This window comes from Pseudoxanthomonas sp. CF385 (assembly GCF_900104255.1).
GTDB lineage: Bacteria > Pseudomonadota > Gammaproteobacteria > Xanthomonadales > Xanthomonadaceae > Pseudoxanthomonas_A.
The window spans coordinates 42,745-66,329 of the sequence record NZ_FNKZ01000001.1 but is presented as its reverse complement, the minus strand read 5'-3'; the positions used below and the strand labels follow the sequence as shown (position 1 = coordinate 66,329).

The 23,585-nt window shown below is 67.4% G+C and carries 20 protein-coding genes and 1 tRNA gene; 9 read left to right on the top strand and 12 right to left on the bottom strand.

The window, feature by feature from the left end; genetic code table 11:
• Window positions 1-4: 4 nt before the first annotated feature.
• From BLT45_RS00325 to BLT45_RS18230, 4 genes are all read right to left on the bottom strand, one after another.
• A complete protein-coding gene (locus tag BLT45_RS00325) occupies window positions 5-652 on the bottom strand; it encodes an antitoxin PaaA2 family protein (RefSeq protein WP_093293639.1) in 648 nt (215 codons plus the stop codon).
• Window positions 653-1,204 (bottom strand): 3'-5' exoribonuclease, encoded by a 552-nt coding sequence (locus tag BLT45_RS00320; RefSeq protein ID WP_093293636.1) that lies wholly within the window; start codon window positions 1,202-1,204, stop codon window positions 653-655. It abuts the gene before it with no gap.
• 74 nt (window positions 1,205-1,278) lie between these two features.
• Window positions 1,279-1,371 (bottom strand) — tRNA-Ile (locus BLT45_RS00315).
• A gap of 595 nt (window positions 1,372-1,966) precedes the next feature.
• A complete protein-coding gene (locus BLT45_RS18230; protein ID WP_175455662.1) occupies window positions 1,967-2,116 on the bottom strand; it encodes a hypothetical protein in 150 nt (49 codons plus the stop codon).
• Window positions 2,117-2,555: 439 nt separating this feature from the next.
• Between BLT45_RS18230 and BLT45_RS00310 the strand changes: the two genes are divergently transcribed.
• The 6 genes from BLT45_RS00310 to bioC all read left to right on the top strand — a co-directional run bounded on the left by BLT45_RS00310 (window position 2,556) and on the right by bioC (window position 8,335).
• Entirely contained in the window at window positions 2,556-2,879 is a 324-nt protein-coding gene (locus tag BLT45_RS00310) for a helix-turn-helix domain-containing protein (RefSeq protein ID WP_093293633.1), read from the top strand.
• Window positions 2,879-3,745 carry an ImmA/IrrE family metallo-endopeptidase gene (locus BLT45_RS00305; protein WP_093293630.1) on the top strand — a complete coding sequence of 289 codons (867 nt, stop codon included), beginning with the start codon at window positions 2,879-2,881 and terminating at the stop codon, window positions 3,743-3,745. The genes BLT45_RS00310 and BLT45_RS00305 overlap by 1 nt, the downstream gene beginning before the upstream one ends.
• A 465-nt stretch (window positions 3,746-4,210) precedes the next feature.
• Complete coding sequence (gene bioB, locus BLT45_RS00300; RefSeq protein WP_093293627.1) at window positions 4,211-5,287, top strand: biotin synthase BioB; 1,077 nt, start codon at window positions 4,211-4,213, stop codon at window positions 5,285-5,287.
• 123 nt (window positions 5,288-5,410) lie between these two features.
• Entirely contained in the window at window positions 5,411-6,610 is a 1,200-nt protein-coding gene (gene bioF, locus BLT45_RS00295; protein ID WP_093293624.1) for an 8-amino-7-oxononanoate synthase, read from the top strand.
• Window positions 6,611-6,668: 58 nt separating this feature from the next.
• Window positions 6,669-7,439, top strand: a complete 771-nt coding sequence (bioH, locus tag BLT45_RS00290; protein WP_093298278.1) for a pimeloyl-ACP methyl ester esterase BioH — start codon at window positions 6,669-6,671, stop codon at window positions 7,437-7,439.
• Window positions 7,436-8,335, top strand: coding sequence for a malonyl-ACP O-methyltransferase BioC (bioC, locus tag BLT45_RS00285; protein WP_093293621.1), 900 nt, complete (start codon window positions 7,436-7,438; stop codon window positions 8,333-8,335). The genes bioH and bioC overlap by 4 nt, the downstream gene beginning before the upstream one ends.
• Before the next feature lie 10 nt (window positions 8,336-8,345).
• Here the strand turns inward: bioC and BLT45_RS00280 are convergent, their stop codons facing one another.
• From BLT45_RS00280 to BLT45_RS00270, 3 genes are read right to left on the bottom strand one after another with little or no spacing between them, the layout of a single operon-like run.
• Window positions 8,346-8,774 (bottom strand): ketosteroid isomerase-related protein, encoded by a 429-nt coding sequence (locus BLT45_RS00280; protein ID WP_093293617.1) that lies wholly within the window; start codon window positions 8,772-8,774, stop codon window positions 8,346-8,348.
• Window positions 8,775-8,823: 49 nt separating this feature from the next.
• Entirely contained in the window at window positions 8,824-9,432 is a 609-nt protein-coding gene (locus BLT45_RS00275; protein WP_093293614.1) for a YdcF family protein, read from the bottom strand.
• Window positions 9,429-10,391, bottom strand: coding sequence for a pyridoxal-phosphate dependent enzyme (locus tag BLT45_RS00270; RefSeq protein ID WP_093293611.1), 963 nt, complete (start codon window positions 10,389-10,391; stop codon window positions 9,429-9,431). The genes BLT45_RS00275 and BLT45_RS00270 overlap by 4 nt, the downstream gene beginning before the upstream one ends.
• Before the next feature lie 156 nt (window positions 10,392-10,547).
• Between BLT45_RS00270 and BLT45_RS00265 the strand changes: the two genes are divergently transcribed.
• From BLT45_RS00265 to BLT45_RS00255, 3 genes are all read left to right on the top strand, one after another.
• Complete coding sequence (locus BLT45_RS00265; protein WP_254771752.1) at window positions 10,548-11,150, top strand: hypothetical protein; 603 nt, start codon at window positions 10,548-10,550, stop codon at window positions 11,148-11,150.
• A 443-nt stretch (window positions 11,151-11,593) separates the two neighbouring features.
• Window positions 11,594-13,483: a tRNA uridine-5-carboxymethylaminomethyl(34) synthesis enzyme MnmG gene (gene mnmG / locus BLT45_RS00260; RefSeq protein ID WP_093298275.1), complete on the top strand. Its 1,890-nt coding sequence runs from the start codon at window positions 11,594-11,596 to the stop codon at window positions 13,481-13,483.
• Between the two features lie 48 nt (window positions 13,484-13,531).
• Window positions 13,532-14,341 carry a nucleotidyltransferase domain-containing protein gene (locus tag BLT45_RS00255; protein WP_093293607.1) on the top strand — a complete coding sequence of 270 codons (810 nt, stop codon included), beginning with the start codon at window positions 13,532-13,534 and terminating at the stop codon, window positions 14,339-14,341.
• Here the strand turns inward: BLT45_RS00255 and BLT45_RS00250 are convergent.
• The 5 genes from BLT45_RS00250 to BLT45_RS00230 all read right to left on the bottom strand — a co-directional run bounded on the left by BLT45_RS00250 (window position 14,338) and on the right by BLT45_RS00230 (window position 23,448).
• Window positions 14,338-14,508 (bottom strand): oxidoreductase-like domain-containing protein, encoded by a 171-nt coding sequence (locus tag BLT45_RS00250; RefSeq protein ID WP_093293604.1) that lies wholly within the window; start codon window positions 14,506-14,508, stop codon window positions 14,338-14,340. The genes BLT45_RS00255 and BLT45_RS00250 overlap by 4 nt on opposite strands.
• Window positions 14,505-16,655 (bottom strand): S46 family peptidase, encoded by a 2,151-nt coding sequence (locus BLT45_RS00245; RefSeq protein ID WP_093298272.1) that lies wholly within the window; start codon window positions 16,653-16,655, stop codon window positions 14,505-14,507. The genes BLT45_RS00250 and BLT45_RS00245 overlap by 4 nt, the downstream gene beginning before the upstream one ends.
• Before the next feature lie 73 nt (window positions 16,656-16,728).
• The gene (locus tag BLT45_RS00240; protein ID WP_093293601.1) at window positions 16,729-17,799 is read right to left on the bottom strand and encodes a winged helix DNA-binding domain-containing protein; all 1,071 of its coding nucleotides are present in this window, start codon (window positions 17,797-17,799) and stop codon (window positions 16,729-16,731) included.
• A gap of 34 nt (window positions 17,800-17,833) precedes the next feature.
• Window positions 17,834-21,667, bottom strand: coding sequence for a translocation/assembly module TamB domain-containing protein (locus BLT45_RS00235; protein WP_254771751.1), 3,834 nt, complete (start codon window positions 21,665-21,667; stop codon window positions 17,834-17,836).
• Window positions 21,664-23,448: an autotransporter assembly complex protein TamA gene (locus BLT45_RS00230; protein WP_093293598.1), complete on the bottom strand. Its 1,785-nt coding sequence runs from the start codon at window positions 23,446-23,448 to the stop codon at window positions 21,664-21,666. Before BLT45_RS00230 ends, BLT45_RS00235 begins: the two co-directional genes overlap by 4 nt.
• Window positions 23,449-23,585 lie beyond the last annotated feature (137 nt).

Sequence of the window (23,585 nt, the reverse complement as noted above, 5' to 3'; positions counted from 1 at the left end):
TTGGCTAGTGGTCATCTCGCTCAGCTTTCATGGCCTCGAGGCGCTTTCTGAGCTTCTCCATGACGGTCTCGTGAGGGATGGACGACCGCGGATCTGCCCGCGCCGCCCCGACCTTTGCGAGGAGCCATTCGTCATAGCAGGGGTCATATGAGGTGGCGCTGCCCACATCGCCATCAAGGCTGTAGTTCTCCACGATCCAAGCTGATCGAAGTGCCATGGCGTCTACGAGAGCATGGTGTCGAAGCGCCCTATGGTCGGGATTGAGCTCAAAATAGCGCTCGACGCTCGGCATCAGGTTCCCTTCGCGTGCAAGCCTCGTGCGGAATGGCGGTTCGGGCGATGTCCGGTCACGTCCCTTCCATACCCGGCTGAGCATCGAGAAGTCGAGCGGTGCGTCTGCGAAGACCTCGCAGTCACCTAGGGGTTCCAGAAAGCTCCGAAGCGCGTGCGTCATGGCGCTGTCCTTCATCGCCGCTTCCCCACGGTCGAGGAGCGGGTAAACACTCTCGCGTACGAAGCTGGAAGGCATGCCAGGTAGCGGATCTCGCTCCGCGTAGAAGACATGCTCGCCGTCCTCACTGACTAGAGCCAGGCTGACGAGTTCACGCAGCGCGTCGTTGGCCCATTCGGAGTCGAGGAAGAGCCGGATCATCTAAGGTTGGGCCTTATGGCGGAGCATGGTCGTCGCCCAAGGCGGTGTAGAAACACGCCCCGTAACGACCAGCCAGGCCATGCGCAGGGCCTCTGCATCAATGAGTGCATGATGGCGCCGAGCCGCAGCATCGGGGTGACCTGCGAAGTAGTCTTCAATCAGCATGCCCATGGCACCTTCCTTGAGCATTCTCGTTATCACGGGCTTAGGGATCGGTCCACATGCTGCAGCTTGATCGTCTGGGAGATCGAAGCCCGCTACCACGTACTGCAGAAGTGCCAAGTCGTTGGGGTAGTCAGCCACCACAATGGGGTCGGCAACAGCCGCCAAGAAGGCGCGTAGTCCCGTTGTCATCGCTTGGTCGGGCATGCACCACTGACCCCGTTCCAGCAGGGGATAGACCACCGACCGCACAAAGTCGGTTGCCACATCCGGCAGGGGATCACGCTCGGCGTAGAACCTATGGATGCCGTCCTCGCTGACGAGCGCCAAGCTCACTAGCTCGGACCCTGTCGGGTCCGCCCATTCGGTGTCTAGGAAGAGATAGGTCATGACGTCAGCTTGGCTCGTACTTCTTCGGCCACATCACCTGTTCTGCCCGAACTATGGGGCAGGGGTAACAGATATGGTGCCCCTGGCCGGACTCGAACCGGCACAAGCCGCTTATCTGGCGCTGACGGGTTATAAAACCGCTGCTCTAACCATTGAGCTACAGGGGCTGATCAGTTGCTGATCAGCCAGGTATTCGGAGCGGGCGGTAAGAAGTGTTCACATGACCAAATCTAGCAAGTCCTGCAGACAATGCAACAGCTGCGAAGATCACACCTATCTTGGAAGCAATGCGAGTAACAGCATTTGATGTTAGCCAACTACGCGATAAGTGCGCACTCGAGCGCTCGATGGGTAGGTTCCGTTCCGGAAGCATGATCTGCGCCTATGCTCCTGCGGGGCAGATGAGTGGCTGCAGCCACGAGCGCTATTGCGGCGCAAAAAAAGAGGGGGCCGCATGGCCCCCTCCTCATAGCTAGCACTCAGCTATTTTTCTTTGCGCACACCCTTGAAGGGCTTTCCATCTGATTTGACGTCCATGAAGCGCCCGGAGTTGGTGTCGCGTTTCACGAAGTGACCAGACGGAGTCTGGGTTTGGGAGCGTTCGCGGACAGCGCCGTTGCGGTGCCCGTCTCCCTTCGGCGGATTAGTAGCCATTGCGGTTCCTTGTGGTGATGAAGAGTGTATGGAGTCATGACGAGTGTCGGCACCTCACCTCGCTGGCTGGGTAGCATTGCTGCTACCCAGCCATTGCACTAAACGGCCTTACTTGCCGTCATCGCGCACCCAGATCGGCCAGGCCTTCAAACCCTTGGAAGCGGCATGCAATTTCTTGCCGTTCTTCAGGGTAATGACAGGCCGGTAGATCAGCCTGTAACCAGGGCGATGGGGAGTTGTCGGTGTCTGGGAAGACATCGTCGTGAATCCTCATGGCAGGAGGTATCCAACCAGGAACTCACAGGGAATTAGCGCGGCTGTTGACAGACTAGGATTTGAGCAAACATAATTCTTCGTCTGCCCTGGCGGGTAGCCGCTCTTCCCCGCAAGACCACACCAAGCTGAATACCTTGCAGGTGTGATTTTGGGATTCGGCCGATTACGAGTCGGCCTCAAGATCTTGTGTTTTGAAAGAGCGTGAACTTCTATATCAGGGGCTCGGCCACAGTGCCGGGCCCTTATCGTTTGCTTAACAGCCTAGCACTCTGCGTGACGGAGTGCCAGATTTCTAACATGACCCCGGCAACTTTTGTTCGGTCTGACGAACGGGATTGAGTGTGCCCCGCTGGTTCGGTGTTGTCAAACAGAAAGTTCGGTATAGTGGTACCGGGGAATGTAACGAAATATTAACAATGTTATGAGCACGAAACTGGGCGACAAGATCCGCGCGCTTCGAAAGGAGCGAGGGTTGACGTTAGATGAGCTGGCCTCAGGGGCCGGAATGAGCAAGAGCTACCTATGGGAGCTGGAAAATCGTCCCGCTCCTAAGCCCTCTGCGGAGAAGCTCGATGCGCTCGCTAAGATCCTTGGCCAACCGGTCGCCTACTTTCTTGAAGACGAAGTGACAACGCCTGCAGAAGCGCATGTGGACGAAGCCTTCTTTCGTAACTACAAGGATCTTGATGCAAGCGGCAAAGCTGTAATGCGCCAGATCATGGAGTCGTTCAAGAAGAGCCCTTGATGACTGTGGAGCTGACGCCGTCAAAGGCGGCATACAAGTTCACTCATGTTCTTGATCTGTTTGCCCAGTTCCACGGCACACGGAGATTTCCTGTGGATGTGGGCGAGCTGGCTCAGGACGCTGCCAACCAGTTGGGTTGGAAGGACCCTATCACTGAGGTGAAAGCGGCTCGCATACCGGGGTTTGAGGGCGCTCTTTTCGCTAACGATGAAAAGAGCAAGTGGTGTTTGCTATACAACGAAGCTATCAGGTCGCCCGGCCGAATTCGGTTCACTCAAGCTCACGAGCTGGGGCACTACGTTCTTCATCGCCAGCAGCGTGATCAGTTCAGCTGTGCAGAGGACGATGTTGTAAACCGTGACACAGACGAGGTCACGGTTGAGGCACAGGCAGATGCATTTGCAGCAACGTTGCTGATGCCGCTCAACGATTTTCGCGAGCAGATGAGCGGGTGCGCGGATTTCCAGGGATTGGGTGCGTGCGCCGCAAGGTACGGCGTTTCGCTAACAGCGGTCACGCTGCGATGGTTGAAGCATACGGACTTGGCTGCCGTTCTCATTGTCCATCGCGATGGCTTTATGAAGTGGGCATTCTCGAGCACCGCGGCAGCAAGGAATGGAGCATTTTTCCGGTCTCGTAAGCAATTGGTTGAAGTCCCCGCAGGATCTTTAGCCGCTAACGACTCCATCAGCGATGACCGTGCTGGCATGGAGGTTGCGGCGGCGACATGGTTTCCTCACGCACCGAAACAGCTGTCAGTTCGTGAGATGAAAATTTCCGCGACTGAGTACGACACGACGCTAACTCTGCTGGTATTGCCGCGCGGCATGAGTGCCTGGCAGCCGTGGGAGGAGCGTACCCGCTGAGCGCCCTGGCCCCCGCGGCAAGTCGGCGCGCGAGCGGTCCGGCGCGCTCGCTCGTAGGGGGCGTATTGGCTGCGGCCTGTATGCATGGGCTTTGGTGGCCGCCCATGTAACCAGCCCGATGCCCTGCTTTGGCAGCACGGGTAGCGGCCTTGCCAGCAACACGTCGATTCAGGTGGCGGGGAGGGTGCCTAGTGAGTCAAGATCGGCGAAATAGACGCCTAATGTGCATAACTCCGGCTATTTTGCGCACGTTTGCGCAGCTGAAAGCTCCCGAAAAATCTCGTCTTTTCGGCGAAACGGTCTCGCTTTTTGCACCAACGAGTCTCACCTTTTCCCGGATCCTACAGGGGTGGCAGCAGCCATCGGCAGGCCATGCGCCACCTGTCAACTAAACCGGCATCCATGCGGTTGACAGCTCCGTCCGTGGTTTCCAGACTTCCCCGACTCTATCCGCGCGAGTCCGCGATGTCTTTGCACATTTCCAGTCCGCCCCCCAGTCTGCGTCACGACTGGCGGCGCGACGAGCTGCTGGCCCTGTTCGACCTGCCGTTTCCCGAGCTGCTGCATCGGGCCGCCGGCGTGCACCGGGCCCATTTCGATCCGGCCGAAGTGCAGGTGTCCACGCTGCTGTCGGTGAAGACCGGCGGCTGTCCCGAGGACTGCGCCTACTGCCCGCAGGCGCAGCGCTACGACACCGGCGTGACGGCCCAGAAGCTGATGGACACGGAGCAGGTGCTGGCGAAGGCCGCACAGGCCAAGGCGGCGGGCGCCTCGCGCTTCTGCATGGGCGCGGCGTGGCGGTCGCCGAAGGACCGCGACATCCCGAAGGTCGCCGAGATGATCCGCGGCGTGAAGGCGTTGGGCCTGGAGACCTGCGCGACGCTGGGCATGCTGAGCGGCGACCAAGCGCATGCGCTGAGGGATGCCGGCCTGGACTACTACAACCACAACCTGGATACGGCGCCCGAGTTCTACGGTGACATCATCCACACCCGCGAGTACCAGGACCGCCTGGACACGCTGGCGCACGTGCGCGATGCCGGCATGAAGACCTGCTGCGGCGGCATCGTCGGCATGGGCGAGTCGCGCGATCAGCGCGCGGGCCTGCTGCAGGCGTTGGCCAACCTGCCGGCGCACCCCGACTCGGTGCCGATCAACCAGCTGGTGCAGGTGGCCGGCACGCCGCTGCACGGCACGGTCGCGCTGGATCCGTTCGAATTCGTCCGCACGATCGCCGTCGCGCGCATCACCATGCCGGCCTCGATGGTGCGGCTGTCGGCGGGCCGGGAGGCGATGAGCGACGAGCTGCAGGCGCTGTGCTTCATGGCCGGCGCCAATTCGATCTTCTACGGCGAGAAGCTGCTGACCACCGGCAACCCGGACACCGAGCGCGACCAGGCCCTGTTCGCCCGGCTGGGCCTGCGGCCGATGGCGGTGCAGGTGGAAAACGTGCACGACCATCACAGAATGGAAGCCGCCGGCAGCGGTACGGTGCATGCCGACATCACCCGTCCTGCGCCGTCCTGCGGCCAGGCGGCGTAGTCGGGGCGCACCAGGGGGCAGGACGAAGGCCATCACGCCGGCGCGGGCATCGCGTCCCGGCGCGTCGCCGTCGCCGCGTCCCGGGGGCGTCCATCGACGTTCCCCAGTTCCGGTGCCGACCCCATGACCCGTCTCGACCTGCACGACCGCATCCTCGCCCAGCGCCAGCAACGCGTCGCGCTGTCGCGCCAGCGCGCGCGGCGCACCATCCACCGCCGCGACGGCGTGCGGGTGGAGGTCGACGGCCGCTGGCTCACCGAATTCAGCAGCAACGATTACCTCGGCCTGGCCCAGCAGTTCGAAGTCACCACCGCCCTGCAGGACGCGGCAGGCCGGGACGGGGCGGGGGCGGGCGCTTCCCACCTGGTCAGCGGCCACCATGCGGCGCACGAAGGCCTGGAGCGCGAGATCGCCGATTGGCTCGGCTACCCCCGCGCGCTGTTGTTCGGCAGCGGCTTCCTCGCGAACCTGGCCGTGCAGCAGGCCCTGCTCGAGGACGGCGACGTGTGCGTCCAGGACCGCCTGAACCACGCCAGCCTGCTCGATGCGACTCGGCTGGCGGGCGCGAAGCTGCGCCGGTACCCGCACCTCGATCCGGAAGGCGCACTCCGTCAGCTGAAACTGCAACCGGATGGCGCCGCGATGCTGGCCACGGACGGTGTCTTCAGCATGGACGGCGACACCGCGCCCTTGCGCGCACTGAGTCTGGTCGCACGCATGCAGCAGGCGCTGTTCTTCGTCGATGACGCCCATGGCGTGGGCGTGCGCGGGCCGGAGGGCCGTGGCAGCGTGGCCGAGGCGCGCATGGGCGTGGCCGACGTGCCCTTGCAGCTGGTCACGCTGGGCAAGGCGCTCGGCGGGTACGGCGCAGTGGTCGTGGGCGAAGAGACGCTCATCCAGCACCTCGCGGAAACCGCGCGGCCGTACATCTACACCACCGCGATGCCGCCCGCGCTGGCGGCCGCGACGCGGGTCGCGGTCAGGCACGCGCGCAAGGACCAATGGCGCCGCGAGAAGCTGCAGATGCTGGTCGACCGGTTCCGCATCGGCGCGCAACGTGCCGGCCTGCAGCTGATGGCCTCCGAATCGCCGATCCAGCCGGTCCTGTGCGGCAGCGACGGCAATGCGCTGGCCCTGTCCGCCGCGTTGGACAGCGCCGGCTACCTGGTGCCGGCGATCCGCCCGCCGACAGTGCCGGACGGCAAGGCGCGCCTGCGCGTCACCCTGTCCGCGCTCCATTCGCCGCAGGATGTGGACGCGCTGGTCGCCACGCTGGCGCGGTCGTGGGACGCCGTGCAGCGCGTGCACGGCGCCGTCGCCTAGCGCGCGCGTCTCCCGCCCGGGATGCGCCTCGCCGTGCGTGATCGGCGACAATACGCGCATGCATATCGAAACCACCGGCAGCGGCCCCTCCCTGGTGCTGCTGCATGGCTGGGCCCTGCATGGCGGCGTGTTCGCGCCGCTGGTGCAACGCCTGTCCTCCCGCTACACCTTGCATCTGGTCGACCTGCCGGGCCATGGCCATAGCCGCGACAGCGATGTCGCGCTATCGCTCGATGCGACCGTCGATGCGGTGCTCGCACGCACGCCGCCCGCCGCCTGGCTGGCCTGGTCGCTGGGCGGGCTGTTCGCGCTGGAGGCGGCCGCGCGTTCGTCGCAGATGCGCGGCCTGGCGATGATCGCGGCCACGCCGCGCTTCGTGCGCGCCGACGACTGGCCGCACGCGGTCGAGGCGCATGTGTTCGCCCAGTTCGGCGACGACCTGCGCAACGACTATGCCGGCACGCTGGAACGTTTCCTGGCGCTGGACACGATGGGCTCGGAGCACGCACGCAGCGAACTGCGCAGCCTCAAGCGCGACCTGTACGCGCGTGGCGAACCCACGCCATCGGCCCTGCAGGCAGGCCTGCGCCTGCTGGAGCAGAGCGACCTGCGCGCGAACCTGCCCGCGATCCGCGTGCCCAGCGTGTGGATCGCCGGCCGTCGCGACCTGCTGGTCCCGGCGAAGGCCATGCGTGCCGCATCGGCACTGACGCCCGGCGGACGCTACGTCGAGATCGCCGGCGGTGGCCACGCGCCGTTCCTCGGTCACGCCGATCTCGTTGTCGATGCGCTGGAGGCCTTCCTGCCCGAGCTGGAGGCGGCCGCGTGAGTACATTCGATCAACGCCACATCCGCCGCGCGTTCTCGCGCTCTGCGGCCGGTTACGACGCGGCGGCGGCCCTGCAGCACGAAGTGGAAAAGCGATTGATGGAATCGCTGGATTACTTCGCGCTGCGCACGGGTCCGGAGGGCGCCGAACCCGCCGTCGTGCTGGATGTCGGCTGTGGGCCTGCGCATGCCGCCGCTGCGATGCGCAAGCGTTGGCCCAAGGCGCGGGTGATCGCGCTGGACCTGGCCCTGCCGATGCTGCGCGAGGCGAAGAAGCAGGCCGGGTGGTGGAAGCCCTTCGCGCGCGTCTGCGCGGACCTGCGCGCGCTGCCGATCGCGGAGGCGAGCGTCGACGTGCTGTTCTGCAACCTGAGCCTGCAGTGGGTCGACGACCTGCCGGCGGCGTTCGCCAACTTCCGCCGTGTGTTGAAGCCCGGCGGGCTGCTGGTGTGTTCCACCTTCGGCCCGGAAACCCTGCAGGAACTGCGCGACGCGTTCGCGCAGGGCGACGCCTCGCCGCACGTGAGCCCGTTCCCGCCCATCGCCCAGTTCGGCGACGCGCTGGTGATGGCGGGGTTCCGCGATCCCGTACTGGACCGCGACCGCTTCACCCTGACCTACGACGACCTGCCCAGCCTGATGCGCGAGCTGCGCGCGATGGGCGCGACGAATGCGTTGCATCGTCGTCGGCACACGCTGACCGGACGCTCGCGCTTCGCCGCGGCCGCGGCCGCCTACGAACCGCTGCGTCGGGACGACGGCACGCTGCCGAGTACCTGGGAAGTGCTGTATGCCCACGCGTGGGCGCCGCCGCCCGGCGCACCGATCCGCGGGCAGGGCGAGGACATCGCGGCGGTACCGCTGTCGCGGATTCCCATCCGTCGACGGGGCGAGTGAACCGGCTCGATCAGCGCGAAATCTGCGCGATCCAGTCCTGCAGGTTGTAGTAGTTGGTGACGCGGGCGATCCCGTCGTCGCGGATGTCGAAGAACGCGCCGCCCGGCAATGCATAGGTCTGGCCGCTCGCGGGCGGCAGGCCTTCGTCGGTATGCAGGTACTCGCCATGCACGATGTACTCGGCGGCGGCGCGATTACCGTCCTGGGTGGCCAGCACCACGATGTTGCGCAGCTGTTCGCGGTAGCTCGCGTTCATCCGGCCGAGGAATGCCGCGAACGCCTCCTTGCCGGTTTCGCGCGCGCCCTGGTTGAGGTCGTGCACCACGTCGTCGGTGAGCATGGCCAGCATGCCTTCCCAGTCTCCCCGGTTGAACGCGGCGTAGTAGGTCAGCACCAGTTCGGTGGCGCGGTCCTGCTTGCGCGTGCCGTCGATCTTCATGGGGGAGTCCGGGGTGACAGGGCGAACGCGGCCATCATACGCCACGCGTTCAGCGCGGCAGGCGGTCGCGATGGAAGAAATAGACTTCCTGCAGCAGGAAGCGCCAGCGCGTCGCGAACGTGCGGAAGCGGCTGGTCGGCGTGGGCGAACCCACCGCGCGGATGCCGAGTTCCTTGCTGATGCGGAGCGCGCGCGCCATGTGCAGCGGATCGCTGACGACGATGACCTTGTGCAGGTTGTGCTGCTGCATCACCTGCGATGCCTGGCGCAGGTTGTCGTGCGTGTTGCGCGACAGCGATTCGATGAGGATCGCCTTGTCCGGCACGCCCTGGCGCAACGCATAGCGGCGGGCCACCTGGGATTCCGAGAAGCGCGCTCCCTTGCCGCCATAACCGCCGGTGAAGATCAGCTTCGGCGCCAGGCCCCGGTTGTACAGATCGATGCCGTGGCGGATGCGTTCCTCGAACACCGGGGACGGTTTCGCGTCGTAGGCCGCCGCGCCCAGCACGATGATCGCGTCCGCGCGCTCGGCGTCGTCGCGCTGCCCCACCCAGATGATGTAGGCGGCGACGCCGGCCAGCCACACCAGCACCAGCAGCAGCAGGCGCCATGCCCAGCCCAGCACGCCACGCCTGGATTTCCCGCGACGCGCGTTCATGCGGCCACCGCCCAAGGCAGCGCATCCAGGTCGACGTTGCCGCCCGAGAGCACCACACCGACATCCTGGCCCGCGAACAGCGCGCGATGGCGCAGGATCGCCGCCAGCGCGATCGCCGACGACGGTTCCACCAGCAGTTTCAGGCATTGCCATATCAGCCGCATGGCCGCCAGGGTCTCATCGTCGGGAACCGTATGCACGGTCACGCCATGAGCCTGCAACACCGCGAAGTTGGGTTCGCCCAGCGTGCCGCGGAGCCCGTCGCACACCGTGTCGGGTACGAAATCGATCTTGCGCGTGCCGGCTGCCAGCGACGCGGCGGTGTCGGCGGCGCCGGTGGGCTCGGCGCCATGGACGCGGCATCCCGGTGTGGACGCCGCGGCCGCGATCGCCGTACCGGACAGCAAGCCACCGCCGCCCACCGGCGCCACGACGGCTTCGATGTGGCGGTGGGCGTTGAGCAGCTCCAGCGCCGCCGTCCCTTGGCCCGCGATCACGTGCGGATGGGTGTAGGGATGGATGAGGACGGCGCCGGTATCGGCCTGCACGCGGTCGGCGGTGGCCTCGCGCGCCGCGATCGTGGGGGCGCAGGTGTGGATCTGGGCGCCATAGCGGGCGATGTTGGCCAGCTTCGCGGCGTTGGCCCCCTCGGGCACGACCACGTGGCACGGGATACCGCGGGTACGCGCGGCCAATGCGAGCGCCGCACCGTGGTTGCCGGAGGAATGCGTGACCACGCCCCGGGCGGCCTCGGCTTCATCCAGAGCCCAGACGGCGTTGCAGGCGCCCCGAAACTTGAACGCACCCCCCCGCTGCAGCGGTTCGGCCTTGAAATACAGCCGGCAGCCGGCCAGGGCATCGAGGGTGTTCGATCGCAGCACGGGGGTGGGGTGGGCGTGGGGCGCGATGCGGGCGGCGGCGGCGAGGATGTCGTCGAAGGTAGGCGGGGGCATCGGCATGGGGAAAGGTTAACGCATCAGGTCGGCGACGACCCCGGCGGGCAGGCCGGCCAAGCTTTCCGGGGGCTGAGCCGTGGCGACGGCGACAGGCAGGGTTAAGCACGGATTCAAAGCGGCGGGCCGATGCTGCGATCACAGAGTAACGGGGGTTCCGCCATGAAGCGCATCTATCTGACCGCAGTCGCTTTCGCCAGCCTGGCGCTGGGCGGCTGCGCGACCTACGACTACGTAGGCGACACCGCGCCGGGCGGTTACTACCACGGCCGACCGAGTACCCAGTACTACGACCCGTACGGCGGCTATTACGGGGGCGGGGGCGTCTACAGCGGCTACGGCTACTACGGCCCTTATCGCTACGGCGGCTACTCGAGCTATCCGTACTACGGGTACCGCGGCCCGTACTACCCCTACTATCCCTCCCATCCGCGCCCGCCGCGTCCCGACACGCCCAAGCCGCCCGGCGGTGGCGGTGGCAATCGTCCGCCGCCGTGGCGCGACCCGACGGGGCGCTGGCATGAAAGGGGTTCGCACCCGCAGATCCCGCAGCAGTCCCCGCAGGGCGTACCCGCCCCGGGCCAGCCGCGCGTGGGCGAGGGTGGATACCGGCAGCCGCGCGTGGCGCCGTCGCCATCGGCGCCGCGGACGGCCGAGCGCCCGCAGCGCATGGAACGGTCCGCGCCGTCCCGGATGGAACGTTCGGAACCGGCGCCCAGGCCGCAAAGGCGTTCGGACAACGCCATCCGTCAGCAGGAGCGCTGATCCGGCCGCCTTCGGGCGGGTTCTCCGTTGCTTTCCCACGTAGGTCGTCGCAGGCTGCGAACACAGGTTGACCGGTTGCGTCGCTTTCTGACGTAAGCGGCAATAAAGGTTCAATGTCGACGTCCGGTAGGGAAATCTGGATCCCCCCTGTTCCGGCCCTGCCGGGCGTCGGCGCCTAACAAAAAGCCCGGCTTTTGCCGGGCTTTTTTCTTGCTCTGGTATCCTGCGCGCATAAAAAAGGGGCCGGCAGTCCCCCGACTACCGGCCCCCGGCATCCCCGGCGTGCGCATTGCTGGCCCCTGTTCCATTACCAGCTTGGCGCCCCTGGTCGCTTGCCACGACGGGTGCATGGGAATACAGCAGGAAGCGTGCCAACTTTGCCCTGCACCCCGACCTCGTTAGCCTGAACCCCCACCCGCATGATCGCGGGCCCGGAATCCACGATGAGCCCCAGCTTCCACCACTACGACGTGATCATCATCGGCGGCGGCCATGCCGGCACCGAGGCTGCGTTGGCGTCCGCCCGCACTGGCGCGCGCACGCTGTTGCTGACCCACAACGTGGAGACGGTGGGTGCGATGAGCTGCAATCCGGCCATCGGCGGCATCGGCAAGGGCCATCTGGTGAAGGAGATCGATGCGCTGGGCGGCGTGATGGCCTGGGCCGCCGACCGCGCGGGCATCCAGTGGCGCACGCTCAATGCGAGCAAGGGCCCCGCCGTGCGTGCGACCCGCTGCCAGGCCGACCGCGCGCTGTACCGCAGCGCGATCCGGCGCGCCGTGGAAGCGCAGGCCCACCTGACCCTGTTCCAGGCGGCCGTCGACGATCTGATCATCGAAGGCGGCATCGTGAAGGGCGCGGTCACCCAGACCGGCCTGCGGTTCCACGCCGAGGCGGTGGTGCTGACGGCGGGTACGTTCCTCGCCGGCAAGATCCATGTCGGCGAGACGCAGTACGCTGCCGGCCGCGCGGGCGACCCGCCGGCCACGGCGTTGGCGCAGCGCCTGCGCGAGGGCGCCTTCGTCGTCGATCGCCTGAAGACCGGCACGCCGCCGCGCATCGACGGACGCTCGCTCGATTACTCGGTGATGGAAGAGCAGCCCGGCGACGATCCGCTGCCGGTGATGTCCTTCATGGGCGATGTGGCCGACCACCCGCGCCAGGTGTCGTGCTGGATCACCCACACCAGTGAGCAGACCCACGAGATCATCCGCGGTGCGCTGCATCGCTCGCCGATGTACTCCGGCCAGATCGAGGGCATCGGTCCGCGCTATTGCCCGTCCATCGAGGACAAGGTGGTGCGCTTCGCCGAGAAGGCCAGCCATCAGATCTTCGTCGAACCGGAAGGCCTCGACGTCACCGAGATCTATCCCAACGGCATCTCGACGTCGCTGCCGTTCGACGTGCAGCTGGCGCTGGTGCGCAGCATCCGCGGCATGGAGAACGCGCACATCACGCGTCCCGGTTACGCCATCGAGTACGACTTCTTCGATCCACGCGGCCTGAAGGCGTCGCTGGAGACCAAGGCGGTCGCGGGCCTGTTCTTCGCCGGCCAGATCAACGGTACCACCGGGTACGAGGAAGCCGCCGCGCAGGGTTTGCTCGCCGGCCTCAATGCCGCGCGCTTCGCGCAGCAGAAAGAGGCCTGGTCGCCGCGTCGCGATGAAGCCTATCTAGGCGTGCTGGTCGACGACCTGATCACGCATGGCACGAAGGAGCCGTACCGCATGTTCACCAGCCGCGCCGAATACCGGCTGCAGCTGCGCGAGGACAATGCGGACCTGCGCCTGACCGAAACCGGTCGGGCGCTCGGCCTGGTCGACGATGCGCGTTGGCAACGCTTCGACGCCAAGCGCGAGGCCATCGCGCGCGAAACCGGCCGCCTGCGCGCGCTGTGGGCCACGCCCGCCAATGCGATGGGGCGCGACGTCGCCGATACGCTGGGCGTGCAGGTCAGCCGCGAGACCAACGTGCTCGACCTGATCAAGCGCCCCGAACTGGATTACGCGAAGCTGATGGCGGTGCCGTCGATCGGGCCCGGCGTGGACGATGCGCAGGTGGCCGAACAGGTGGAGATCGGCGTGAAGTACGCCGGCTATCTCGACCGCCAGCGCGACGAGATCGAGCGCCAGCAGCGCAACGAATCCACGCCGATCCCGGCGGGCTTCGACTTCGCCGGCGTGCGCGGCCTGTCGGCCGAAGTGCAGCAGAAGCTGGAGCGCGTGCAACCGGAAACGATCGGTCAGGCGCAGCGTATCCCCGGCATGACGCCCGCCGCCATCTCGTTGCTGCTGGTGCACCTGGAGCGCGCGCGGCGTAGTCGGGTGGCGTGAGCCGAGGTGTTCCGATGCGATACTCCCTTTCCAAAAAAGGGGAGGGGCATGAATATCCATCCAGTGGAGCCGGAGAAACGCGCCGCGATCGAGCAAGCGCTCGCGCGGATCGAAAGCGAACACGACGTGCGGATCCTCTTCGCTTGCGAATCCGGAAGCCGTGGCTGGGGCTTCTCGTCGCCCGACAGCGACTACGACGCACGCTTCGTTTATCTGCATCGCGCGCCGTGGTATCTCAGCGTCAGTGAGCGCACGGGGCCCGGCGAACCGCAGCGTGACGTTATCGAGCTGCCGATCGAAACCGACCTGGACGTCAGTGGATGGGATCTGCGGAAGGCACTGAGGTTGCTTTCGAAATCCAACCCCACACTGCTGGAGTGGATGCGGTCGCCGATCGTCTATCGCCGTGACGAGCGCTTGGCACCGATGCTCGAAGCATTGGCAACGCGCGCCTATTCGCGCCGTGCCGGCTGGCACCACTACCTGAGCATGGCGGCCTCCACCTTTGACGGCCATCTGCAGGGCGAGCGCATCAGGACCAAAAAGTACCTGTACGCCATCCGTCCCGTGCTCGCCTGCCTCTGGATCGAGGCGGACGGGGAGCCGCCGCCGATGGCGTTCGAGCACCTTCTTGATCGCCTTTGCCCCGGTGGTCCATTGCGCGAGGCCATTGACGACCTGCTGGTGGCGAAACGAGCCAGCAAGGAGGTGGCTGATGCACCGCGGATTGCGGTGATCAGCGATTTCCTGGCGGAGCAGCTGGCGCGCATGCGATCCGCGGCACCTGACTTGCCCGGCCGCGACTGCAGCGATGCGGAACTGGACGCCTTCCTCCGCGAGGCACTGGGCGTCGTCTAGGCTGGCGAATCGGGGTGCCTGGCTTTCCAGTCCGCCAACTGCTGCCGGTAGTGCTGCAGCTGTTCGGCATACAGATCGTGCACGCAGATCGGGCAGCCGCTGTTGCAACAATCGCTGGGCAGCGGCGGTTCGGGTTCGACCGGGCGCGGGTCGTCGTCGGGCTTCACTGCGCGCCCATCTCCTCCAGCAGGTGCGGCGCCGGATACACCTTGCCCATCAGCCAGCGCAGGTACCGCATGTCGACGTGCACCGCGCGCTTGTAGCGCGGGTCGAACATCCAGCTGGCGCTGACGGATTCCCAGTTGCTGTCGAAGTTCAGGCCGATCAGTTCGCCGCGCGCGTTGAGCACGGGTGAGCCGGAGTTGCCGCCGGTGGTGTCCAGGTTGGTCAGGAAGTTGACCGTCTGCGTCTTCAGCACGGGGTCTTCGGTGCCGGCGAAATCGCCCTTCACGATCGCTTCCAGCAACGGCTTCGGTGCATCGAAGGGCACGTCGCCGGTGTTCTTTTCGACGATGCCGGCCACGGTCGTCACCGGAGTGTACTGCACGCCGTCGCGCGGCGAGAAGCCATCCACCTTGCCGAAGCTGACGCGCAGCGTGCCGTTGGCGTCGGGATACAGCGCACGCCCCTGTTGTTGGCGCCATGCGAACAGCGCACGCATGTACGCCGGGCGCAGGCGGAGCTGCTCGCCCTCGCGCGTCTTGCGTTCCTGCTCCAACGCCAGCTGCACGGGCACCAGCGTGGCGGCCAGGTCGATCAACGGATCGGCGGCCACCGGCTTGCCTTCGCGGGCGGCGGCGAACCGGGACAGGCGCTCTGCTTCATCGCCCAGTTTCGTGCGCGCGTACAGCGTGTCCAGTGCCTGCTTCAGCGCGGTAGGCGTGCGCCCGAACGCGGCGTCGAAGCCCGGCAGGCGCTGCGCGTCCGGCAATTGCTGATAGCGCGTCAACAGCACCGTCAACAGCGCCTTCTCCACGTCCGGCGCGTAGCGCCGCTGCACCTGTTTCAGGACGCCTTCGATGAGGGCGTGGTCGCGGGCCTGGTAGCCACTCTCGCGCTCGGCATCCGGTTTGGCCGACTCCATACGCAGCCGTTCCAGGGTGATCGCGGTGCGCATCAGCTGGGACTGGGAACCGAACAGCGACAGCAGCAGCTCACGCTCGCGCACGGCCGAGCCGCCGGCGATCGAGGCAGCGAGCGCGTCGATGTCCGCCCGTTCCTTTTTCGCCGCCGCCGTGGCCAGCATGCCGCGTTCGTCTTCCGCGCGGACGCGCACGGCATCGCTGCGACGCAGGCCTTCCAGCTCGCCGGCCGCGCGCTTGCGGTTGTTCTTCAGCGATTGCAGTTGCGCGGCGTAGCGGGTCTTGGCATCGGCGTCCTGCTTGCCGGCCGCTTCGATCACCCCGATGAGCTGGTCGAACACGGCCACGCGCGCGGGCAGCGTCCAGTTGACCTGTTCGTCGAACTCGGCGGCGGTGCGATGCCGGTACGTCGTGCCCGGATAGCCGGCCAGCATTGCGTAGTCGCCGGCCTTCGGTCCGTCCTTCGCCAGCGACAGGTGGGCGGGGGCGCGATAGGGGACGTTGTCCGTGCTGTAGGCCGCCGGCTTGCCGTCCTTGCCGACGTAGGCGCGCAGCAGGGTGAAGTCGCCGGTGTGCCGCGGCCACATGAAGTTGTCGATCTCGTCGCCGTAGTTGCCGATCGCGCGCGGCGGTGCGTACACCAGGCGGATATCGCGCAGCTCCAGCTGGCGGATGCGGTAGAAGTCGGTGCCGTAGTACATGTTCGCCACGCTGCAGCGCACGCCGGTTTCCTGCTCGCATTCGGCGACGATAGCCTTGCTGGCGCGATCGACGGCATCAAAGTACGCGCGCCCGGTCTTGCCGGAGGTGTCCTTCAGCACGCGCTCGGTGACCTTGTCGTAGCCGACGGTGACCAACACGCGGAAGTCCGGATTCGCCGGCAGCTCACCGGCACGGTCGGCGGCGGTGAAGCCGTCGTCGATCAGGTTCCGCTCCGGCTTGCTGTTGTACTGGATCACGCCGTAGGCGACGTGGTGATTGGTCAGGATCAGGCCGTCCGGCGAGACGAACGCACCCGTGCCGCCGCCCGCGCGGACCACCGCGCTCAGCGGCGCGGCAGTGACATCGGCGAGTGTCTTCGGGTCGCCTTTGAAGCCGGCCTCGCGCAGCGGCTTGGCCAGCTGCGGCAGTTGCGAAGGCATCCACATGCCTTCGTCGGCATGGGCGGGCAGGGTGAGGGCAACGCCCAGGGCGAGCGTGGTGGCGGAGATTCGGCGGCGCATCGGAGATATCGCAATGACAGGACGGACGACGATAGCCGGCCGCCCCGCATGCGGCAAATGCCGGGTTACAGAGCGGCGCTGTTCAGGACGCGACCGGCGCAGGCGCACCCAGGAACCGCGCGAGCCGCGCCGCCGCCTTGCCGATGCCAAGTCGTTCCTTCTCAGCCAGAGGACGAAATGGTGCGATGCGGACGTGCCCGCGCGCATCGGCGTCGCGTTTCCATGTGCCCACCACGCGGCCGTCCACGATCACGGTGGGGTTGACCAGGCCGTTGATGCCGATCACCCGGCGCAGTTGTTCGTCCGCCACCACCGGGCTGCGGTCGCGATAGCCGATGAGGTACTCGTCGAAGGCGGGCAGGAGATGGATGCTGCGCGCAGCGCGTGCCGCCGGCAGTGCGGCCGCATGCCACAGCACATCGCCTGCGTGCGTCTCGCGCAGCAATGACGACGACGCGCTCTCGAGCGCCAGCTTCGCGTCCTTCTGGGTCAGGCCGGACCACCAGGCCAGGTCGGCCGCGCTCGCGGGCGCGTGGCCCTGCAGGTAGCGCAGCGCGAGGCGATGCAGGGCTTCCTCGCGGCTGAGCGTGGCGGCTGCGGGGATCCACGCATCGAGCCAGACGAAGGTCGGTTGCCGGCCTTCGCGCGGGCCCTGGCAGATCAGACCCTCGTGGGCCATCCAGCCCAGCACCTGCAGGCCGCGCTGTCCGCCGCTGTCCACGCCGATCGCGTCCAGCTGCGCGTACAGGTCGCCGCGCATGACGGGGCGGCCGTGGGAAAGCGCTGCCTCGATCGCGCGTCGACAACGCGCAAGCGTGTGCTCGTCCAGCCCATGGTCGCGGGCGATGCGCGCGGCGTTGGCGGCCTGCACGCGCGGCGCCATCAGCGCCACCATCCAGCGCACGTCTTCGCGCGCGAGCCAGTGCAGGGTGCCGCGCATCGGCCAGGTGCGGACGATCTCGCCGCGCGCGATCGCGGCCTCCACCGTGGCCAGCGTCGCGCCGGAGGTACGCAGCCCGATCGCGAACAACGAGGCGGCGTAGTCCTGGGCCTGCATCGCCGCCAGATGGCGGACCGTCGCGGCGACGCTGTCGGCGACCGGCGTCGCGATGCCCTGCCGCTGCAGGCGATGCCGGAGCAGGGCGGGCGTCATCGGGCAGCGCGGCGGCCGCGATGGAGGCGTGGCCTCATTTTTCCTTGCGCCAGTTGATCGAACCGCGGGTCTCGATGGTGCTCGATTCGATTTCCACGTCGAAGCCTTTGCGCAGCAGGTACTTCAGCGTCACCGCGGAGCCCGAGCCGATCATCGACACGCCGTAACTGACGTACAGCTTGGGCGACAGGTACTTGCCCACGCCGAACACGGAGCCGCCCAGCGTGCGCGATTCCAGCACGCCCGCATCGTCCAGGCCGATCTTCGCGCCGAGCTGGGACGCGAGCAGGCCCGCGCCGGCGCCCAGTGCGGACGAGGCCGCGTTGATGCGCTGGCTTTCGTCACTGCTGGCGGTGTTGAGCGAGCGGCCCAGCACCAGGTAAGCGAGCGCCTCGGATTCGGACATCGCCGGGTTGGACCACACGCGCGCACGCGGCTGGCTGGCGCGTCCGGTCACGTCGATGCCGGCGGTGACGCTGGCGCTGACGACTTCGCGCTCGGCACGGATGTTGATGCGCGGGTCGGACACCGCGTTGTTGCTCCACGTCAGCTCGCCGCGGGTGATGCGCAGCTTCTGCCCGTAGGCCTCGTAGCGGCCGTCCACGTCCAGGCGACCGGTGGCCAGCATTTCGCGGCCCGGCTGCGAGCGCACGTGCAGGGTGCCGGCCAGCGTGCCTTCCAGCCCGTAGCCCTTCAGGTTGACCTGGTCGCCGACCTTGAGCGCCAGGTCCAGGTCGAGTCGCGAACTCGGCGCGCGCTCCGGATCGGCGGGGTCCAGCACCACGACGTCGTCCGACGCGGATACACCGTCATCGAGTTTCTCCACGTCGATGGTGGCGGATGGAACGCCCACTTCGCCGCGTACCTGGATCGTGTTGTCGGCGAAACCGACCTGCAGGTTCGGCGAAGCCACCGCGCGCAGGTCGGTGGTATCCGCGACCAGCACGTTGTTGCCGCGCACCTGGAACTGCAGTGGCGTGGTGTCGTTGTTCCACCCCAGCGTACCCGACACGTTGAGCACGCCGCCGGTGCCGGTGCCGCCGGTGGACGAGACGGTCTTCATGCTGCCGTCGATGCGCGCGCTGCCGTCGGACAGCGCGACCAGGTCCGCGCTGCCGTCGGTGAGCGAGACACCGAGCGCGGGCAGCTCGCCGGTGAACTCGGTGAGCGTGGCTTCGCCGCTCAACAACGGACGGCCGCGCGTGCCGGCCACGCCGATGTGGCCGGCCAGCTTGCCGCGCGGACGCACGAGATCCGGCGAGAACAGCTCCATCCAGAACAAGCGGGAGTTGTGGAAGTACAGATCGCCTTTCAGCGGTGCGAACGCATCCCAGCCGGTGTTGAAGGTCGCATCGACGTAGCCGTCGCCCTTGAAGCCGGTGCCCAGGCGGCCCTGGATGCGTTGCGGCGTGAACTCGGCGTCGAAGGTGAAGTTGTCGTAGCGGATGATCTCGCCGCGCGCGCTGGTGCCCATCTTCAGGCCGCCATCGAGCGAGGCCAGGTGCACTTCGCCTGCCCAGGCGTTGCCGGCGGGCCGCAGCGTGGCGTCGAGGGTGAACTCGCCCCGCAGCGTCAGCGGGCGGCCGTTGCTCGGCGGCAGCCAGGGCTGCACGAGAGCGAGCGAGAGCGCTTCGCCGCGCACCACCAGGCCCTGCCGCGGCCAGTTGGCGGTCGCGCACAGCGCGCCGCCGATATCGGACCCCAGGCAGCTTTCGGACAGGGTCCACGTGGTGCCGTTCTGGGCGAAGCGCGCCGGCTGCCGCAGCGTCCACGGATTGCCCTTCGAGGGCGCGATGCGCAGCGCGTCCAGCGTGCCCTGCCAGTTCGCGCCGCGCTTCTGCGCGCTGCCGGCCAGCGCCACCGCGCCCATCGCGTTGCGCGCATCGCCGTCGAAGCGCAGGTCTTCCACGGCGCCGCGCGCGTTGAGCTGCACGCTGTCCAGCACGGTACCGACGTCGACGGCGCTGGCCTGCAACGCGAGTTCGCCTGCGCCGTTGCGCCAGGGCAGGCGGCCGCGCAGGCTGACGCGGCCGGCGCTCCAGTCGTCCCAGCGCAGGTTCTCGCCGCCGAGGTCGGCATCGATGTTCGGTGCGGTGCGCGCGCCGGTCAGCTTCAGCGTGCCGGCGAGGGTGCCGCTAGCGTCCGGGAGCAGGTCGGCGAGATTGAGCGGACGGAACGTGGCGTCGACATCGAGCGTGTCGCCGACCTTGCCTTTCGCTGCAACCCGGCTGCCGCCCAGCGACAGATCCAGCTCGCCCTGGCCCGCGTCGCCGTCGAGGGCGAACGTGCCGCGCGCATCGAGCGCGCGATCGCGCAGGCGTCCGCCGAGCTTCGGCACATCCAGCGTGCCCTGGAACCGGCCGTCCTCGCGCTGCCTGCCCTTGGAGGCGAGCTGTCCGGAAATGTTGCCGTTCCATCCCGCGGCGAAATAACCCGGGTCGAAGCCGGCGAGCGTGGCCTTCACGTCCCAATCGAGCACGGGTGCCCAGCCGACGGTGCCGGTCGCGTCCAGCGTGCCGGTCGGCATGGTGGCCCGCAGCGTCTGCAGCTGCACGCGCTCGGCGTTGCCGCGGCCGTCGAATTCCAGCACCGCGCTGTCGTCGCCGCGCGTCAGTGTGGCCTTGCCTATCGCCGCCCAGGCTTCGAGCTTGCCGGCCAGGCCGAAGTCGCCTTCGGCGCCGATCATGCTCTCCGCCTCCGTGCCCCAGCGCAGGCCGCGCGCGTTCACCGCGAAGCGGAACTCGGGGTTCTCCGGCACGGTGAAGTCCGCGCGCCCGCGCAGCGCGGCGTAGCCGTCGAAGGCGCGGATGGCGAGCGGTTCGACGGTCAGCACCTCGCCGTCGATGCGGGCGTGCGAGGGTTCGATCACCACGGCGATGTCGCCCTGCTGTGCCGTGCCCTGCAGGTCCGCGGCGCCACCGGCGCCCTTGGCGACCAGGTCGAACGCGAGCGGCGTGCTGTCGTCCATCACGCCGAGCAACGACAGGTCGAGCGCTTCGGACTTCGCAGCGAAGTTCCAGGTCGGCTTGGTTTCGCCGCGCAGGGTCAGGGTCGCGCGTAGCGGCGCCGGTGCGGCGCCCGCCACACCGACGTTCATCCGCGCACGGTTGCCGCGCGCCACCAGGCCGATGCGGGCCGGCGTGCGTCCGGTGGCGGCGGGAAACACGCCGGTGGCGGTCAGGTCGGTGGTGTAGTTGTCGCGCGGCGCATAGCTGCCGTGCACGCCGAAGGCGCCACGGTCGCTGGCGATGGCCAGCTTCTGCGCATGCACGTAGCCGTTGCCGATGTCGAGGCCGCCGGTGGCGCGGGCGATGTCGATGACGGGCTGGCCGCTCTGCCGGATCAGGAAGCGGTCCACTTCCAGACGGTCGGCCTGGATCGCCAGCGGCATCTCGATCTGCGGCAGCAGGTCGGGCCAATGCGGCAGTTCGAACGGCTCGTCGCTCTCGGGCACGTCGAGCATCGCGCCACGCACGCGCAACACGTCCAGGCGCAGGCGCTTGCCCAGCAACGGACGCAGGTCCGGCTCCAGGTACACCTCGTCGGCAGTGAAGTGGATCGTGTCCCAGCGGAAATCCACGCCGCGCAACGTCAGCGGGCCGGCGATGGGGCCGTCCACTTCCTTGTACGTCAGCGACGCGTCCGCCGGCAGGCGCGCCTGGATCTGCGCGAGCAGGATGTCGCGGCCAGCCACCGTCTGCAGCAACCAGTACAGGCCGATGCACAGCAGCACGACGAGTACGCCGGTGCCGATCGCGCTGCGGATCGCGAGCGTGCGCATCCGCGCTTTCCGGCGCGCGCGCAGTTCGGCGATGCGGGCTTCCCGCTCTTCCGGTGTCAGGTCGTCGGGCAGCTTGTACTTCCTCACAGATCCGTCCCGATGTTGAGGTAGATCTGGAAGCTCGAATCCGGATCATCCAGGCCGTGCGCGATGTCGAGCCGGACGGGGCCCACCGGCGAGCGCCAGCGCAGGCCGACGCCGATGCCGGTACTGAGCTGCGGACGGGTGCCGTCGAAGGCGCTGCCGGTGTCGACGAACACCGCGCCGCCGTAGGGACCGCCCTTGGGATAGAACTCGTATTCCACGCTGCTGGTGAGCACGTTCTTCGCGCCCAGGGCGTAGTCGCCCCGGCGCGGACCCACTTCGCGCCACGCATAGCCGCGGATGCTGCGGTCGCCGCCGGCGAAGAAGCGCAGCGACGGCGGCATCGCCACCAGCGAACTGGTGAACGTGTGGCCGTACTCGCCGCGCACGATCAACGCGCTGTTGGCCTTGTACCGCTGCGACCAGCGCGCGCGCATGTGGAACTGGAGGAAGTTGGCGTCCGAGCCCACGCCTTCCGCGCCGCCGCGTAGCAGGATGGAGCCGGCGAGCTGGTCGGGCCGGTTCGAGCCGACCGGCGAGTTGGTGTAGTCCGCGCGCAGCGAGGGGTAGGTGAACGTGGCGTACTGCACGGTGGTGTCCGGCAGCCCGGTGAGCGGGTCGTTTTCCACGTAGCGCCAGCGTTCGCGCAGCGTGTGGATCGACGCGATGGCGGTCCAGTCCTCGCTCACCTGGCCGCTGCGGCTGCCGGTGAACTCCACATGGCGCAGGTCGATGTAGTCGGTCTGCTCGTCGCTGGCCTGCAGGCCGACGGTGAACCAACCATCCAGCCACTTGAACGCGGGGATGCGGTATTGCGTCAGCAGCGTCTTGCGCTTCTGCGCGTAATCCAGGTGCGTGGACAGCTTGTGGCCGCGCGAGTTGACGTAGCGGCGGTCCAGCCCCAGGCGGATACCCGGGCCGCTTTCGGTGCCGTAGCTGAGGCCCGCGGTATAGATGTCGCGCTTGGCCAGCTCCAGTTTCACGTCGATCGGCACGCGGCCTTCCTCGGCCTTGTCCGGGTTGGCCTGGATATCGATGCTGGAGAAGTAGTCTAGGCCCACCAGCGATTCGCGCAGGCGGTCCAGCTTGCCCTGGTGGAAGTAGCTGCCTTCTTCCCAGTACACCAGCTTGTCCAGCAGGCCCTGGTCGAACTTGTCCTGGTGGAAGGTGGTCGGGCCCATGTCGTAGCGGATGCCGCTGACCCAGCCCAGCGCGATGTCTGCCGCATGGTCGGCGCGGGTGACTTCCACCCGGCGATGGGTGAAGTCGGCGTCGAAGTAACCGCGGTCGGCCAGCCGTCGCACGATGGCCAGCTTGCTGGCCTCGTAGGTCGTGTGGTCGAACACGTCGCCGACGTCCGGGGCGAATGCCTCGAGGTCTTCCTTCAGGTAGCGGTCGCCACCGCCCTCGCCTTCGATCGACAGGTCGCGCCTGCGCACGCGCACCGGCTCGCCGAGGGACACGCGCACGGTCACCGTCAGCCGCTCGTCATCGGCGCCTTCGGTGCGCGGCGCATCGACGGTGATCTCCGGCGAGTAATAGCCGAACGGCTCGAGCGCCTCACGGGTTTCGGCAGCCGCTTCGCCCAACAGATACTCGAGCCGCGATTCGCCCAGGCGGTTGCCGAGCGAATCGTTGAGCGAGAGCGCCGCGTTGACGTTCTCGATCATCAGTTCGTCGTCGAGTCCCTCGATCCGGACCTTGTCCACGATGGCCGCGGCCCAGGCGGGGCCGGCGGCGGCGAACATGCAGAGGACGATGGCGAAGCGGGGGAGTCGTCGCATGCAGGGAGGATAACCGGTGCAGGTTAAGCGCGGTGAAAGTACGCCGCGATCCGCGCGGCATGGTTCACGCGAAACGAGGATGAACGCCGAGTGTGAAACGGTCCCTCGCCCCGCGTGCGGGGAGAGGGTGCCGAAGG

Excerpts from the sequence above, each read along its gene's own strand:
- BLT45_RS00325 (WP_093293639.1), bottom strand. The coding sequence starts at position 652 with ATGATCCGGCTCTTCCTCGACTCCGAATGGGCCAACGACGCGCTGCGT.
- BLT45_RS00320 (WP_093293636.1), bottom strand. The coding sequence starts at position 1,204 with ATGACCTATCTCTTCCTAGACACCGAATGGGCGGACCCGACAGGGTCC.
- BLT45_RS18230 (WP_175455662.1), bottom strand. The coding sequence starts at position 2,116 with ATGTCTTCCCAGACACCGACAACTCCCCATCGCCCTGGTTACAGGCTG.
- BLT45_RS00310 (WP_093293633.1), top strand. The coding sequence starts at position 2,556 with ATGAGCACGAAACTGGGCGACAAGATCCGCGCGCTTCGAAAGGAGCGA.
- BLT45_RS00305 (WP_093293630.1), top strand. The coding sequence starts at position 2,879 with ATGACTGTGGAGCTGACGCCGTCAAAGGCGGCATACAAGTTCACTCAT.
- bioB (WP_093293627.1), top strand. The coding sequence starts at position 4,211 with ATGTCTTTGCACATTTCCAGTCCGCCCCCCAGTCTGCGTCACGACTGG.
- bioF (WP_093293624.1), top strand. The coding sequence starts at position 5,411 with ATGACCCGTCTCGACCTGCACGACCGCATCCTCGCCCAGCGCCAGCAA.
- bioH (WP_093298278.1), top strand. The coding sequence starts at position 6,669 with ATGCATATCGAAACCACCGGCAGCGGCCCCTCCCTGGTGCTGCTGCAT.
- BLT45_RS00280 (WP_093293617.1), bottom strand. The coding sequence starts at position 8,774 with ATGAAGATCGACGGCACGCGCAAGCAGGACCGCGCCACCGAACTGGTG.
- BLT45_RS00275 (WP_093293614.1), bottom strand. The coding sequence starts at position 9,432 with ATGAACGCGCGTCGCGGGAAATCCAGGCGTGGCGTGCTGGGCTGGGCA.
- BLT45_RS00270 (WP_093293611.1), bottom strand. The coding sequence starts at position 10,391 with ATGCCGATGCCCCCGCCTACCTTCGACGACATCCTCGCCGCCGCCGCC.
- BLT45_RS00265 (WP_254771752.1), top strand. The coding sequence starts at position 10,548 with ATGAAGCGCATCTATCTGACCGCAGTCGCTTTCGCCAGCCTGGCGCTG.
- mnmG (WP_093298275.1), top strand. The coding sequence starts at position 11,594 with ATGAGCCCCAGCTTCCACCACTACGACGTGATCATCATCGGCGGCGGC.
- BLT45_RS00255 (WP_093293607.1), top strand. The coding sequence starts at position 13,532 with ATGAATATCCATCCAGTGGAGCCGGAGAAACGCGCCGCGATCGAGCAA.
- BLT45_RS00240 (WP_093293601.1), bottom strand. The coding sequence starts at position 17,799 with ATGACGCCCGCCCTGCTCCGGCATCGCCTGCAGCGGCAGGGCATCGCG.
- BLT45_RS00230 (WP_093293598.1), bottom strand. The coding sequence starts at position 23,448 with ATGCGACGACTCCCCCGCTTCGCCATCGTCCTCTGCATGTTCGCCGCC.